Source organism: Brachymonas sp. KE5 (assembly GCF_057773645.1).
The window spans coordinates 2,772,693-2,786,097 of record NZ_CM173463.1 but is presented as its reverse complement, the minus strand read 5'-3'; the positions used below and the strand labels follow the sequence as shown (position 1 = coordinate 2,786,097).

Here is a 13,405-nt window from a genome sequence, read left to right as displayed (position 1 = left end):
GGGAGGCATGGCAGGCCAGTTCCACTGCGCTGCAGAGCCATCCGGGCGCATCTCAAGCCGCCTCGTCACGCGGGAAGCGCGCCAGCAGCGCACCGCGCGGCTGCAGCGTGTGCACGGCGTTGCCGATGGCCGCGATATGGTCCGGCGTGGTGCCGCAGCAGCCACCGACGATGTCCACCAACCCTTCGGCGGCAAAATCGTGCACCAGGCGGCTGGTGACGTCCGGCGTTTCGTCGAAGCCGGTTTCGCTCATCGGGTTGGGCAGGCCGGCGTTGGGATAGCAGCTGATGAAGGTATCGCCAGCCACCTTGTGCAGTTCCTGGATGTAGGGGCGCATCAGCGCCGCGCCCAGCGCACAGTTCAGGCCGATGGACAGCGGCTGCACATGGCGCACGCTGTACCAGAAGGCGGTCACGGTCTGGCCGCTCAGGATGCGGCCGGACGCGTCGGTGACGGTGCCGCTGATCATGATGGGCAGGCACTCGCCGCTGTCATCGAAGAATTGCTGGATGGCGAACAGCGCCGCCTTGGCATTGAGCGTGTCGAAAATCGTCTCGACCAGCAGCACATCGGCGCCGCCATCAACCAGACCCTTGATCTGCTCGTAGTAGGAGGCGCGCAGCGTCTCGAAATCCACGTTGCGCGCGCCGGGATCGTTCACGTCGGGGCTGATGCTGGCGGTCTTGGGCGTGGGGCCGAGGGCGCCGGCAACAAAGCGCGGCTTGTCCGGCGTGCTGTACTTGTCGCAGGCGGCGCGCGCCAGCTTGGCCGACTCGAGGTTCATCTCGTAGGCCAGATCGGCCATGCCGTAGTCTTCCTGAGCTACGCTGGTGGCGCCGAAGGTGTTGGTCTCGATCAGGTCGGCACCGGCAGCCAGATAGCCTTCGTGGATCTGGCGGATCACGTCGGGTTGGGTCAGGCTCAGCAGCTCGTTGTTGCCCTTCACGTCACGCGGAAAATCGGCAAAACGCTCGCCACGGTACTGCGCTTCGCTCAGCTTGAAGCGCTGCACCATGGTGCCCATGGCGCCGTCCAGAATGACGATGCGCTGGCGCAGGATCTCGGGCAGGGCTTGGGCACGGGTATAGGAAGGCAGCTTCATGCCCTGAATTGTAAGAGAGCCCCCCTGCTCAGGCGTACAGTCGGTGTTTTTCTCCTAAACTGGAGAGGGTTGGCGCGCCCGGATGGCGCCAGCAGACGACAAGGAGGCAGCATGAAGATACTTCTGGCAATCGACGGCAGCAGCTACACCAAGCAGATGCTGGCTTATCTGGTGGAGAACAAGGAACTGTTCGCCAACGCCGCCCAGGACTACACGGTGATGACCGTGATCGCCCCGCTGCCCACGCGCGTCAACACCGCCCTGAGCAAGGAAGTGATTCTCAAGTACTACGCCGACGAGAGCGACAAGATCACCGAGCCGGTGGTCAAGTTCCTGGCCATGCACGACATCCACCCGACGGTGGTGAGCAAGGTGGGCGTGCCGGGACAGATGATTGCGCAGGTGGCCGAGGAAGGCAAATACCGCCTGGTGGTGATGGGCTCGCACGGCCATGGGGCGCTGGGCAACCTGGTGATGGGCTCGGTAGCCACGCAGGTGCTGGCCAACTGCAAGGTGCCGGTGCTGCTGGTGCGCTGATCCGCCTGCACTTGCGTGAGGGCGCATGGGCGCTCTTGCGTGCATGGTCGTTCTTGCACGCAAGTCCTTTGGCTCGCCCCGGAGCTGGCCGGTCTTTCCCGAGAGGCATCCTTGCTGGCCGATAGCCGGCTCCTTGAGCGAACACTGCCTCGTTGAGGCAGCCGTACATATTTTCACGCGCTGCAATAGCCGTTGCGTCACGAAAAGCACTCCCGGCAAAGTTACCATTCGTGCCATCACTTTCGAAGGACGAACGATGGCACTTTTTCAGTGGAAAGAGCAAAGCAGTGCCGTGCTGCAGCACGGCGGAATCATAGGCCCGGACGAGCGCCTGCCCTGGCCGCAAACGGCGCTGATGGGCGTCCAGCACGTGATCGCGATGTTTGGCGCCACCGTGCTGGCCCCCATCCTGATGGGGTTTGATCCCAATCTCGCCATTTTCATGAGTGGCATTGGCACGCTCATCTTCTTTGTACTGACGGGCGGCAAGGTGCCCAGCTATCTGGGCAGCAGCTTCGCCTTCATCGGCGTGGTGATTGCCGCCACCGGCTATGGCGGCTCCGGGCCGAACGGCAATATTGCGGTGGCGCTCGGCGGCATTGTGGCCTGCGGTCTGGCCTACACGCTGATTGGTGCGCTGGTGCAGCTGGTCGGCACGCGCTGGATCGAGGCGCTGATGCCGCCAGTCGTCACCGGAGCCGTGGTGGCGGTGATCGGCCTGAACCTGGCGGGTATCCCCATCAAGAACATGGCGGCGAGCAACTTCGACAGCTGGATGCAGGGGGTGACCTTCGTCAGCGTGGCGCTGGTGGCCGTGATGACGCGCGGCATGCTGCAGCGCCTGCTGATCCTGCTCGGCCTGCTGGTGGCCACCGTGATCTACGTGCTGCTGACCAACGGCCTCGGCATGGGCAAGCCGATGGACTTTGCCGGTATCCTGGCAGCGCCCTGGTTCGGCCTGCCGCAGTTCCATGCACCGGTGTTTCAGAGCAGCGCCATGCTGCTGATCGTGCCGGTGGTGTTCATTCTGGTGGCGGAGAACCTGGGCCATATCAAGGCCGTCACGGCCATGACCGGGCGCGATCTGGACCGCTACATGGGACGTGCCTTCATCGGCGACGGCATCGCCACCATGGTGAGCGCGTCGGCCGGCGGCACCGGCGTCACCACCTATGCCGAAAACATCGGCGTGATGGCCGCCACGCGCATCTATTCCACTGCCGTGTTCGTGGCGGCAGCGCTGATCGCCCTGCTGCTCGGTTTCAGCCCCAAGTTCGGTGCCGTGATCCAGGCCATCCCGCTGCCGGTGATGGGCGGTGTCAGCATCGTGGTGTTCGGTTTGATCGCAGTGTCCGGTGCCAACATCTGGGTGCGCAACAAGGTCGATTTCAGCGATACCGGCAACCTGATGGTGGCGGCGATCACACTGGTGCTGGGCACGGGCGATTTCACCCTGGCATTTGGAGACTTCAAACTGGGCGGAATCGGGACCGCGACCTTCGGCGCCATTCTGCTGCACCAGTTGCTGCGCCTGCGGCCGCGGTAAGGGCCGGCCATTGCACCGGCCAGCCTGAGCGCAGCTTCCCCCAGCCAAACATCCAGGCTGCTCCTGAAAAAGCGGCTGCCCTTCCTTCGCCATGAAGGATCAGGCAGCCGCTGATGCAGATCTCCGGGTCTTGTGCGCTGATTCTTCTCACTGCCCGCGCAGGCGGTCGATCAACCCGTTCAGTTCCTCCAGCGAGCCGAACTGGATGGCCAGTTCTCCCACTTCTTCCAGCTTGCCGTGGCGCTTCACGCGCTTCTTCACTCGCACCTCGACCTGGGCGGCAAGCAGGTCGGAGAGTTCTTCCTCCACGCTGCGCACGTCGCCGCTCTTGTCGCGCTTGGGGCGCTCGGTCTTGAGCTCGAAATCCTCGCCGAGCTTCTTCACCAGCCGCTCGGCCTCGCGCACCGACATCTTCTTGCCGGCAATCTGGTTGGCAGCGTTGATCTGGTTGGCCTTTTCCAGGCTGAGCAAGGCACGCGCGTGGCCCATATCGAGGTCACCCGCCATCAGCATGGTCTGTACGGGCTCGGCCAGCTGCAGCAGGCGCAGCAGATTGCTGGCGGCACTGCGGCTGCGGCCCACGGCCTGGGCGGCCTGCTCGTGCGTCAGGCCGAATTCGCGCACCAGGCGCTGCAGGCCCTGTGCCTCTTCCAGCGGATTGAGGTCTTCGCGCTGGATGTTCTCGATCAGCGCCATGGCGGCGGCGGCTTCGTCAGGTACGTTGCGCACCAGCACCGGTACGCTGTCCAGACCGGCCAGACGGGCGGCGCGGAAACGGCGTTCGCCGGCAATGATTTCGTACTTGCCGGCGGCGTCGCCCTGCTCCAGCCTGCGCACCAGGATGGGCTGCATGATGCCCTGCGCCTTGATGCTTTCGGCCAGTTCGTACAAGGCGCCTTCGTCCATGCGGGTGCGCGGCTGGTAGGTGCCAGGCACCATCTGCTCCAGCAGCAGCGTGGAGGGGGAGCGCTCGCCGCGCTCCATGTCGAAGGGTGTATCGAGCGCCACGTCACCTGCAGCACCTTCCTGCAGGCGGGGACCCAGCAGCGCTTCCAGTCCGCGTCCCAGGCCCTTGTTGCGTTTGGTTGCCATAAGCTTCTCCTTGTTCTCTCGAGTCTAGGCGAGCGGCGTGCTGCTGCGCGTGATCAGATGCTGCAGATGCAGCAATCCCTGCGGCCAGTCGCCCAGTCCACTTTCGCTGTTGATGTGTCCGAAGGGGCCGATATCCACAAAGGTACTGCCCCAGGCAGATGCCAGTCCTGCAGCGCGCTCCAGGCTGCACCAGTCGTCATCACTGCTGGCCAGCACCGTGCTGGCAAACGGCAGGGGCTGCAGCGCCTTGTTGCGCCAGCTGTGCAGGGACTGCAACAAGGGATTGTCCAGATCTGCAGGCGCCACCAGCAGAGCTGCCTGCACACGTCCAGTCTGGCGGCTGTGCGCAGCCCAGGCAGCCACCAGATGGCAGCCCAGACTGTGGGCCACCAGAACCACCGGCGCGTCGCCGGACAGCACCGCTTCCTCCAGCTGGATCATCCAGTCGCCCCGCAAAGCCTGTTGCCAGTCATGCTGTTCGACGCGCTCATACCCTTGCTGCTGCTCCCAGCGGCTTTGCCATTGATCCGGACCACTGCCGTTCCAGCCCGGCAAGGTCAGTACCCGCAGTTTCGGCGCCTTCATGCGGGCTGTTTGAGGCGATCGACCATTTCCTGGGCAAATTCCACGAAGGCCTTGCTGCCCTTGGCCGAGGGGTCGAACACCACGCCGGGAAGCCCATAGCTGGGTGCCTCCGCCAGACGCACGTTGCGCGGGATGACGGTGTTGAATACCTTGTCGCCGAAATGGTCTTTGAGCTGGTCACTCACCTGCTGTTGCAAGGTGATGCGCGGATCGAACATGACGCGCAGCAGGCCAATGATCTTCAATTGGGGATTGAGGTTGGCATGCACCTGGCGGATGGTGTTGACCAGATCGGTCAGGCCTTCGAGCGCAAAATACTCGCACTGCATGGGCACGATGACGCCGTGGGCGGCGCACAGACCATTCAAGGTGAGCAGCGACAGGGCCGGCGGGCAGTCGATCAGGATGAAGTCGTAGTCGTTCTTGACCTTGGCCAGCGCCAGCTTCAGGCGCTTTTCGCGGCGGTCCTGGGTGACCAGTTCGACTTCGGCACCAGCGAGTTCACGGTTGGCACCGAGGACGTCGTAGCCGCATTTTTCGGCAGTGCGACGTGCCTCCTTGACGCCGCACTCCTCCAGCAACACATCGTAGACGCTGGGGTCCAGTTCGCGCTTGTCGAGGTTGGAGCCCATGGTGGCGTTGCCCTGCGGGTCCAGATCGACCAGCAGTACGCGCTGCCCGACCTTGGCCAGTCCGGCCGCCAGGTTGACGGTGGTGGTGGTTTTGCCTACACCTCCCTTCTGGTTGGCGACACAAAAGATTCTGGCCATGCTCTGTCTGCTTTCTGTTGTGGAGGAAACCTCTGCATTGTACGTACTCGTGCATGCCGAGGGGGGACTGGGGTGTGACGGGGGGTGTTTTTGTTCGGTTTCCGGGCTGCCTGTGCGGTGTGGGGCGGCTTTGCTCATGTTCGCTTTGCTCACGAAATCGCTTAGCGCCCCACACCGCACAGGCAGCCCGGAAGCCGCCCAAAAACAATGGGGCCGCACACCGGGATTGAGAGATCAGAAAAGTACCGCCGCGCACCAAAACAGCGCTGGTGAAGTGGCCAGACGCATCGGGCGATTTGGCGAGCGCAGCGAGTATGAGCCGGATGCGTCTGGCCACTTCACCAGCGCTGCATCGAAGCCACGAAACGGCGCATCAGCCCATAGACTTCCGTATCCACACGATGCAGCGCTGCGCATCCAGCATGGGCACTGTCAGTTGTTCCACGTGAAACACCTCCACGCCGGCAGACAGCTGCGCCATTTCAACCACGGGCTCCTTGCCCTTCATCGCCAGCCAAACGCCATCATTCGTTAAGGCCTGCTCGGACCAGTCGGTGAAGTCCTTCAGGGTGGCGAATGCCCGGCTGCTCACCACATCGTAGGTGTCGGTCAGCTTTTCCACGCGCGCATGGATGCCACGCAGATTAGTCAAACGCAAACCTGCCGCAGCTTGCTGGATGAAAGCTGCCTTTTTCCCGACCGTATCCACGCAACTCACCTGCAGTTCAGGACAACAAATGGCGAACACCACGCCAGGCAATCCTCCGCCGGATCCCACATCGAGCAAAGTCCTGGCGCCGTTTTGTTCAACATGGCGCTGCAGCGGGCGCACCGCTGCCAGACTGTCCAGCAGATGGTGCGTCAGCATTTCCTGCGGATCGCGTACGGCCGTCAGGTTGTAGACGCGATTCCATTTCTGCAGCAACTCCAGATAGTCGAGCAATTGCCCTAGCTGCGCATCGGTCAGTTCCAGCTGCAGCTGTTTCAGACCTTTTTCCAGTTCCGCCTGCAATGCCCGCATCAGGCTTCTCCTTTCTGCGCTGCGGTCTGGCCGAAGTCCTTGCGGGATTTCTTCAGGTGGATCAGCAACAGGGAAATCGCCGCTGGCGTGATGCCGCTGATGCGCGAGGCTTGCCCCAGCGTGGAGGGCTTGTGGCGATTCAGCTTCTGGCGCACCTCAATGCTCAGGGCCGGCACTTGCATGTAGTCGAAGTCTTCCGGCAAGGTGAGATTTTCGTAGGCAGCAGCCCGTTCCACCTCGGACTTCTGGCGATCGATATAGCCGGCATACTTGATGCCGATCTCCACCTGCTCGATCACGGCATCGATAAAGTCGGCATCGGTTTCACGTGAAACATCGGCAGTCAATTCGGCGCTCGCAAACTTCCCGCCATCCAGCGAAACCAGATTTGCGTAGTCCACTTCCGGGCGTCGCAGCAGATCCGCCAGGTTGTACTCGCGCTCTATGGCCTTGCACAGCACGCGCTGCGCTTCTTCGGCCGGCAACATCTGCGGATTGACCCAAGTCGACTTCAAACGCTCTGTTTCACGTGAAACAGCATCTCGTTTGCGGTTGAAGGCCTCCCAGCGCGCATCATCTACCAGGCCGAGCTTGCGGCCGGTTTCGGTGAGGCGCATGTCGGCGTTGTCCTCGCGCAGTTGCAGGCGGAATTCTGCACGGCTGGTAAACATGCGGTAGGGCTCGGTCACGCCTTTGGTGATCAGGTCATCCACCAGCACGCCCAGATAGGCCTCGTCACGGCGCGGCGTCCAAGGCGCTTCGCCCTTGCATTGCAGCGCCGCGTTAAGGCCGGCAAACAGGCCCTGGGCGGCCGCTTCTTCGTAGCCGGTGGTGCCGTTGATCTGGCCGGCAAAGAACAGGCCCTTGATCTGCTGCGTCTCGAACGTGGCCGTCAGGCTGCGCGGATCATAGTAGTCGTATTCGATCGCATAGCCGGGCCGCAGGATGTGCGCGTTCTCCAGACCGGGCATGGAACGCACCAGTGCCAGCTGGATGTCGAAAGGCAGCGAGGTGCTGATGCCGTTGGGGTAGTACTCGTTGGTGGTCAGGCCTTCCGGCTCGAGAAAAATCTGGTGGCTTTCCTTGTCCGCGAAGCGGTTTATCTTGTCTTCCACGCTCGGGCAGTAGCGCGGGCCCACGCCTTCGATCTTGCCGGTAAACATGGGGCTGCGGTCAAAGCCGCTGCGGATGATGTCATGCGTGCGGGCATTGGTGTGGGTGATCCAGCACGGCATCTGCTGCGGGTGCATGGCGGCCTTGCCCATGAAGCTGAACACCGGCATGTGCGGACTCATGCCACCAGGCATGCCGTCACCGGGTTGCGCCTCGCATCGGGAAAAATCGATGCTGCGGCCATCGAGACGCGGCGGGGTACCGGTTTTGAGGCGGCCCTGCGGCAGCTGCAACTCCTTCAACCGCGCTGACAGCGATACCGCCGGCGGGTCTCCGGCGCGGCCGGCCTGGTAGTTGTTCAGGCCCACATGGATGCGGCCGTCCAGAAAGGTGCCTGCCGTCAGCACCACGGTACGGCCACGGAAGGTGATGCCGACTTCGGTCACCGCTCCCGCCACCCGCTCGCCTTCCACCAGCAAATCGGTCACGGCCTGCTGGAACAGCCACAGGTTGGGCTGGTTCTCCAGCATGCGGCGGATGGCAGCCTTGTACAGGATGCGGTCGGCCTGCGCCCGCGTGGCGCGCACGGCCGGCCCCTTGCTGGAGTTGAGAATGCGGAACTGGATGCCGCCTTCGTCGGTCGCCAGCGCCATGGCCCCGCCCAATGCATCCACTTCCTTCACCAGATGGCCCTTGCCGATCCCGCCGATGCTGGGGTTGCAGCTCATCTGGCCAAGGGTTTCGATATTGTGGGTCAGCAGCAGGGTCTGGCAACCCATGCGCGCAGCGGCCAGGGCAGCCTCGGTACCGGCGTGGCCGCCGCCGACCACGATCACGTCAAATTGCTGGGGATAAATCATGTGCGGTTCCAGCCGCTGGCTGGGAGAAAAAAACACGCCGCGCGCTCCGGAAAATACCTGAGGCTGGGGCGTGTCGGACATCATCTTTCTTGCGATGGCAAGCCCTGCATTGTACCGGCTGGCGCATTTCCGTGTTGTGTTTCTGACGATAAAACCCAATGCTGACGCGGGCTTGCGACGCGAAATCTACAATCCGGCCATGAGCCACCCAGCGACATCCCCTGACCATCCCTGCTATCCCGGCTGCGCCGCCTGCTGCATTGCGCCCAGCATCAGCGGTCCGATTCCCGATCTGCACGGACCCGGCAGTCACAGCAAGCCTCCCGGCGTGCCCTGTGTACAACTCGACGCCCAGCTGCGCTGCAGCCTGTTCGGTGACCCGCGCCGCCCTGCTGTCTGCACCAGCCTCCAGCCCGGTCCCGAGATGTGCGGCACCGCATCCGATCCCGCCCGCAACCGCGTCCACGCCCTACATTTCCTCGCCGATCTCGAGCGCCTCACACAGCCTGATACGCCCTGAAATCCGCACCCGGAACCCTTGTGGATAACTTTGGGGAGATTGCTGGCACAACCATCTGCTTATCCACAGGATCCAGCCTTGTCGCCAACTTGTTGTCTCGCCGCGTACAACTGCGAAGCACGGTCATACAGCGTTTGTACGGCACTGCAAGCACCTGATTCGGCAGACAAAAAGCGACTTGTCCACAGAAACCGGCGTTCTCCTACTATCTACCACTATTTATATATACCATCCAAAAAAATACAGGGGACAACTCTTGCTCGCACCAACCCCCTGAATGGCCCCGCGCAGCGACCTCCAAAACACCCAAACCAAACACGGTCCAGTCCTGCCCATTGCGCCGAACCCGACACCGCCTTGCCTACAATGCCCGCCATGGAACTCTCGCTGGACCCTCGCCTCGTCTTTGTCACCCTGGAAATCGTCGGTATCTTCGCTTTTGCGCTGTCCGGGCTGTTCGTGGCCAAGCAGCACCGGCTCGATGCCGTCGGCAGCTTCATTGCCATTTTTCTGGCCGCGTTTGGCGGCGGCACGCTGCGCGACCTGATGCTGGAGCAGCGGCCGTTCTACTGGGTGGAACAAAGCGCTCTGCTCTGGGGCGTGCTGGTCATGGCCCTGCTGGGCAGCCTGACGCTGCGCATCACCTCGCGCCTGTTTTCAGACAGGGTCATTCTGGTGGCCGACGCCGTCGGCCTGGGCATCTTCAGCGCCACCGGCACGCAAATGGCGCTGCAGCATGGCTGGCCGGCGCTGCCTGCCGTGCTGATGGGCGTGCTCGCAGCGACCTTTGGTGGCCTGCTGCGCGACATTGCCTGCAATGAAAAACCGATGCTGATGAGTGATCCCACGCCCTACGCCAGCGTGGCCTTTGTCGGCAACTGGGGCCTGCTGCTTCTGCTGCAGCTGCAATGGCTGGATGTGTTCTGGAGTACGGTGGTGGCATCTGCATCGATTGCCGGCGCACGCCTGCTGCTGGCCTTTCTGGGAGTCAAGCTGCCGCAGCTCGATAGCCACTGACGCATCCGGTCCCATCCATCGCCACAAAAGCCGCTCAACGCGCTTGCAGCGCCTTTTGCCGGCTTGCCAGCAGGGCCCCCAGCCACAGCGCCAGTGCGGACACCAGCAGGCCGCGCTGCAGCCCGCCCGGGCCGTCCGAGATCCATCCCACCAGCGCCGGACCCAGTACCTGGCCAACGGCAAACACGATGGTGAAGGCGCTGATGCCGCTGACCCAGGCCTCCGGCCCCAGGTTGTGGCGCACCAATGCGGTGGTCGAGGCCACCACGGAGAGAAAGGTGGCGCCAAACAGCATGCCCGAAACCATGGCCAGCAGCGAATGGGTGGAGAGCACCGGCAGCAGCGTGGCCAGCCCGAGCAGCGCGCTCAGAATGGCCAGCGCCTGCCCCCCGTGGTAGCGGTCCAGCAGGCGAGCCCAGATGCGGCCGGAGGCCACTACCGCCAGGCCGAGCAAGGCATAGAAAACGGTGATCTGCAAGGAGGAGGCCCCGCTGCTGCGCAGCAGGGCGATGATGAAGGTCATGTAGCCGATATAGCCCAGACCGAACTGGAAATAGGCGGCCAGGGCAAAACCGAACTGCCGCCAGCGGAAACGCTCTTGCAGAGCGACACCTGCTGCACGACCCGAGCCAGCCGAGTTTGCCGTTGCGGAGGGCTTGGGAGGGGGCGCTTGCTGCCACAGCCGGTGCAGCCAGGGCCGCGCCAGCAGCAAGCCGATCATGGCCAGCAGGCACATGCCGCCCAGCAGCCACCAGGATGATTGCCAGGAATGGGCCTGTCCGGCACTGAGCTCCAGCGCCAGTGGCACCCACAGTGCCGATCCTGCAATGCCCCAGCCGGTACCGCCGTAATACAGCCCCAGCAGCAGCCCGCTGTGGGCTGGTGCGTAGCTGCTCAGCCGAGCCGCCAGCAGCCCGCCACCGACGAACAGCGTGGCGCTCAGCACCCCTGCCAGCAGGCGCAGGGCCAGCAGCATGCCGGTATCGGTGAACAGCCCGGAAATCCCCATCAACACACTGGCCAGCAAGGCACTGGCCAGCACAACCCGCTCGTGCGAAATATGTTGCACCAGGCGCGGCATCAGCAGAGCACCTACCAGATAGCCGGCCGCGTTGACGGTATTCATGGCCCCGGCGATGGTATAGCTCCACTGCAGGTCGGCCCGCATCACCGGCAGCAGCAGGCTGTAGGCAAAGCGCGTCACGCCCAGCGAAATCGCCGCTGCCAGCGACAGGGCCAGCGCCAGCAGCACCATGCCGCGCAAGGAAAACCGGGGAGGGGAAGCAGGCGGCGTGGTCATCCGGCTACGTTAGCACGGCGTTCGCCCGCATCCGCGGCATTCAGGGTAAGCCCTGATGCTATATTGACCGGTAGATTGATTTCCGATTCAAGGACCTGCCATGCTCGTCGACCTGCTTGCCGATACCCCGCGTGATGTGCCCCGTGTCTACCGTCTGCTCACCAGCGGCGTGGTGCCGCGCCCGATTGCCTGGGTCAGCACGCGCAGCGCCGAGGGGGTGGACAACCTGGCGCCCTATTCCTTTTTCACCGTGGCCAGCGTGCAGCCGCCGGTGCTGGCAGTAACGCAGGTGAACCCGCCCAACCGCCCTGCCGAGCGCCCGCACAAGGACACACTGACCAATCTGCAACAGAGCGGCGAATGCGTGGTCAACGTGGCCAGCAGCGCGCAGCTGGAACTGATGAATGCCTGCGCCGGCGACTATCCGCCGGACGTGAGCGAATTCGACGCTGCCGGCATCGAGCGCGCGCCGAGCGTGCATGTGGCCGTTCCCGGCGTGGCGATTGCGCCGGTGCGCTACGAATGCCGCCTGCGCCAGATCCTGCCGGTGGCCAGTAATCCCATGGGCGGCACGATGATGCTGCTCGATGTGGTGGCCATCCACGTGCACGAATCGGTCGAGGCCAATGGCGAGATTTCGCTGGCGCAGCACCGGACGCTGGGCAAGATGGGCGGCGACGGCTACAGCGTGGCGAAGGAAGACGCCGTGCTGGCGCGACCGGTGCTGAACAAGCCGGCCTGAGCGCCGTGAGATCCGGCGATTCTGTTGTCTCGCGGCCGCGCTGCTGCCGCCTGCCCCCTGCGGCCCTACAATCGATGCATGCGTGTGCTGACCCTGATGTTGTTGTGCCTGTCCCTGCTGCTGGGCGGGCCGCTGCATGCGGGGCATGACCGCACGGTTGCGGCAGCCCCATGGCAACACGCAGGCAGTCTCCCCGATCCCTGCTCCAATGCCGGCAATCGGAATGACCAGGCAGGTGCGCACGCCTCTTCTGGCGTCCACCACGAGGTCTCCCAGCGCCCATGTTCCCCGTCCCATGGCACCGGCAGCACGCATCATGCAGGCGGTCATGTCTGCTGCCTGCCGCCGGTGCTGGCCACCCTGCCCCTGCTGCTTCCCGCAGAGGCTGCCCCGGCCACGCTGCACGCCCGCGTGCGCGACCTGAGGCTTTCCGGGCATATCGACGTGCCCTACCGACCCCCTGCGGCCTGACTCCGGAAAACCCGCCTGATTTCCAGGCGGGGGATCTTCCCTGCGTATTTCCTGCCGCCGTGCCGGCCTGATCCGGCCGTGCCGCCGGCTGCCTCACTTTTTCTGGAGTCATTTGTCATGAACATGACGCATTACATGGAATTGCTGGCCACCAACCAGCCCTGGAACCTGATCCTTTTCATGGCCATTCCGGTCATCCTGGCCGAAACCCTGGCCATCACCGAGCTGTACCTGCTGTTCACGCGCAAGCTGGACGGGGCAGTGGCGTCCCTCAACCGTTTCGTCGGGATTGCTGTGGGGCTGTATTTCATCGGCGTGATTGCCTGGTTGTTGCCGCAGGCTGTGGTGCCCATCACGCAGGCCCACGCCTGGCGCACCGCGATCGATGTGATTGCGGTCGGCAGCTATCTGCTGGGGGGGCTGCCGCTGGTGGTGGTGGCGCTGCAGCAACTCGGCCTGATCAACCGCGGCGCCGAGGTGTGGGCCAAGCGCCGGTTGCAGGCCATCTGCATCGCCCTGTTCCTGGTGCTCGGGCATGTGGCCATGATTGCCGGCATGGCGGATCCCGGCCTGCTGGGCTGGCAGCCGGCGGCCGGTTCAAGTCATGAGAGCGGCGTCCATGGCGCGACGGCGCCTGCTGCCGGACAGGCTGCAGCCTCCGCCGCGCATGCGATGCACTGACCCTGCCGCCGGGAAGCGCAGGCCATCGTTCCGATGAACGCATGGCCT

Annotated in this window: 14 protein-coding genes; 7 read left to right on the top strand and 7 right to left on the bottom strand. The window is 63.7% G+C overall.

Features of this window, described 5'->3' with window-relative positions; translation table 11 throughout:
* Nucleotides 1-52 precede the first annotated feature (52 nt).
* Nucleotides 53-1,102 carry a homocysteine S-methyltransferase family protein gene (locus ACX36O_RS13165; RefSeq protein ID WP_488359874.1) on the bottom strand — a complete coding sequence of 350 codons (1,050 nt, stop codon included), beginning with the start codon at nucleotides 1,100-1,102 and terminating at the stop codon, nucleotides 53-55.
* Between the two features lie 111 nt (nucleotides 1,103-1,213).
* On the opposite strand from ACX36O_RS13165, the gene ACX36O_RS13160 reads away from it, so the two are divergent.
* Nucleotides 1,214-1,639, top strand: coding sequence for a universal stress protein (locus tag ACX36O_RS13160; RefSeq protein ID WP_488359873.1), 426 nt, complete (start codon nucleotides 1,214-1,216; stop codon nucleotides 1,637-1,639).
* 256 nt (nucleotides 1,640-1,895) lie between these two features.
* Nucleotides 1,896-3,185: a solute carrier family 23 protein gene (locus ACX36O_RS13155; protein ID WP_213362173.1), complete on the top strand. Its 1,290-nt coding sequence runs from the start codon at nucleotides 1,896-1,898 to the stop codon at nucleotides 3,183-3,185.
* Between the two features lie 147 nt (nucleotides 3,186-3,332).
* On the opposite strand, the gene ACX36O_RS13150 is transcribed toward ACX36O_RS13155, so the two are convergent.
* From ACX36O_RS13150 to mnmG, 5 genes are all read right to left on the bottom strand, one after another.
* On the bottom strand, nucleotides 3,333-4,277 hold the full coding sequence (locus tag ACX36O_RS13150; protein WP_213362172.1) for a ParB/RepB/Spo0J family partition protein: 945 nt from the start codon (nucleotides 4,275-4,277) through the stop codon (nucleotides 3,333-3,335).
* Nucleotides 4,278-4,301: 24 nt separating this feature from the next.
* A complete protein-coding gene (locus ACX36O_RS13145) occupies nucleotides 4,302-4,862 on the bottom strand; it encodes an RBBP9/YdeN family alpha/beta hydrolase (protein WP_488359872.1) in 561 nt (186 codons plus the stop codon).
* Nucleotides 4,859-5,632 (bottom strand): ParA family protein, encoded by a 774-nt coding sequence (locus tag ACX36O_RS13140; protein ID WP_323031972.1) that lies wholly within the window; start codon nucleotides 5,630-5,632, stop codon nucleotides 4,859-4,861. The genes ACX36O_RS13145 and ACX36O_RS13140 overlap by 4 nt, the downstream gene beginning before the upstream one ends.
* Before the next feature lie 373 nt (nucleotides 5,633-6,005).
* Nucleotides 6,006-6,653, bottom strand: a complete 648-nt coding sequence (gene rsmG / locus ACX36O_RS13135) for a 16S rRNA (guanine(527)-N(7))-methyltransferase RsmG (protein ID WP_213362166.1) — start codon at nucleotides 6,651-6,653, stop codon at nucleotides 6,006-6,008.
* Nucleotides 6,653-8,626: a tRNA uridine-5-carboxymethylaminomethyl(34) synthesis enzyme MnmG gene (gene mnmG / locus ACX36O_RS13130; RefSeq protein ID WP_323031971.1), complete on the bottom strand. Its 1,974-nt coding sequence runs from the start codon at nucleotides 8,624-8,626 to the stop codon at nucleotides 6,653-6,655. Before mnmG ends, rsmG begins: the two co-directional genes overlap by 1 nt.
* Before the next feature lie 70 nt (nucleotides 8,627-8,696).
* On the opposite strand from mnmG, the gene ACX36O_RS13125 reads away from it, so the two are divergent.
* Both ACX36O_RS13125 and ACX36O_RS13120 read left to right on the top strand, forming a co-directional pair.
* The gene (locus ACX36O_RS13125) at nucleotides 8,697-9,146 is read left to right on the top strand and encodes a hypothetical protein (protein WP_323031970.1); all 450 of its coding nucleotides are present in this window, start codon (nucleotides 8,697-8,699) and stop codon (nucleotides 9,144-9,146) included.
* 375 nt (nucleotides 9,147-9,521) lie between these two features.
* On the top strand, nucleotides 9,522-10,163 hold the full coding sequence (locus ACX36O_RS13120; protein WP_213362162.1) for a trimeric intracellular cation channel family protein: 642 nt from the start codon (nucleotides 9,522-9,524) through the stop codon (nucleotides 10,161-10,163).
* Between the two features lie 34 nt (nucleotides 10,164-10,197).
* On the opposite strand, the gene ACX36O_RS13115 is transcribed toward ACX36O_RS13120, so the two are convergent.
* On the bottom strand, nucleotides 10,198-11,463 hold the full coding sequence (locus ACX36O_RS13115) for a YbfB/YjiJ family MFS transporter (protein ID WP_213362160.1): 1,266 nt from the start codon (nucleotides 11,461-11,463) through the stop codon (nucleotides 10,198-10,200).
* Nucleotides 11,464-11,563: 100 nt separating this feature from the next.
* Here ACX36O_RS13115 and ACX36O_RS13110 point away from each other — a divergent pair, with 100 nt between their 5' ends.
* From ACX36O_RS13110 to ACX36O_RS13100, 3 genes are all read left to right on the top strand, one after another.
* Nucleotides 11,564-12,205, top strand: coding sequence for a flavin reductase family protein (locus ACX36O_RS13110; protein WP_323031969.1), 642 nt, complete (start codon nucleotides 11,564-11,566; stop codon nucleotides 12,203-12,205).
* A 78-nt stretch (nucleotides 12,206-12,283) separates the two neighbouring features.
* The gene (locus ACX36O_RS13105; RefSeq protein ID WP_213362158.1) at nucleotides 12,284-12,676 is read left to right on the top strand and encodes a hypothetical protein; all 393 of its coding nucleotides are present in this window, start codon (nucleotides 12,284-12,286) and stop codon (nucleotides 12,674-12,676) included.
* A gap of 117 nt (nucleotides 12,677-12,793) precedes the next feature.
* Nucleotides 12,794-13,357: a DUF6803 family protein gene (locus ACX36O_RS13100; protein ID WP_213362157.1), complete on the top strand. Its 564-nt coding sequence runs from the start codon at nucleotides 12,794-12,796 to the stop codon at nucleotides 13,355-13,357.
* The last annotated feature ends 48 nt before the right edge of the window (nucleotides 13,358-13,405 follow it).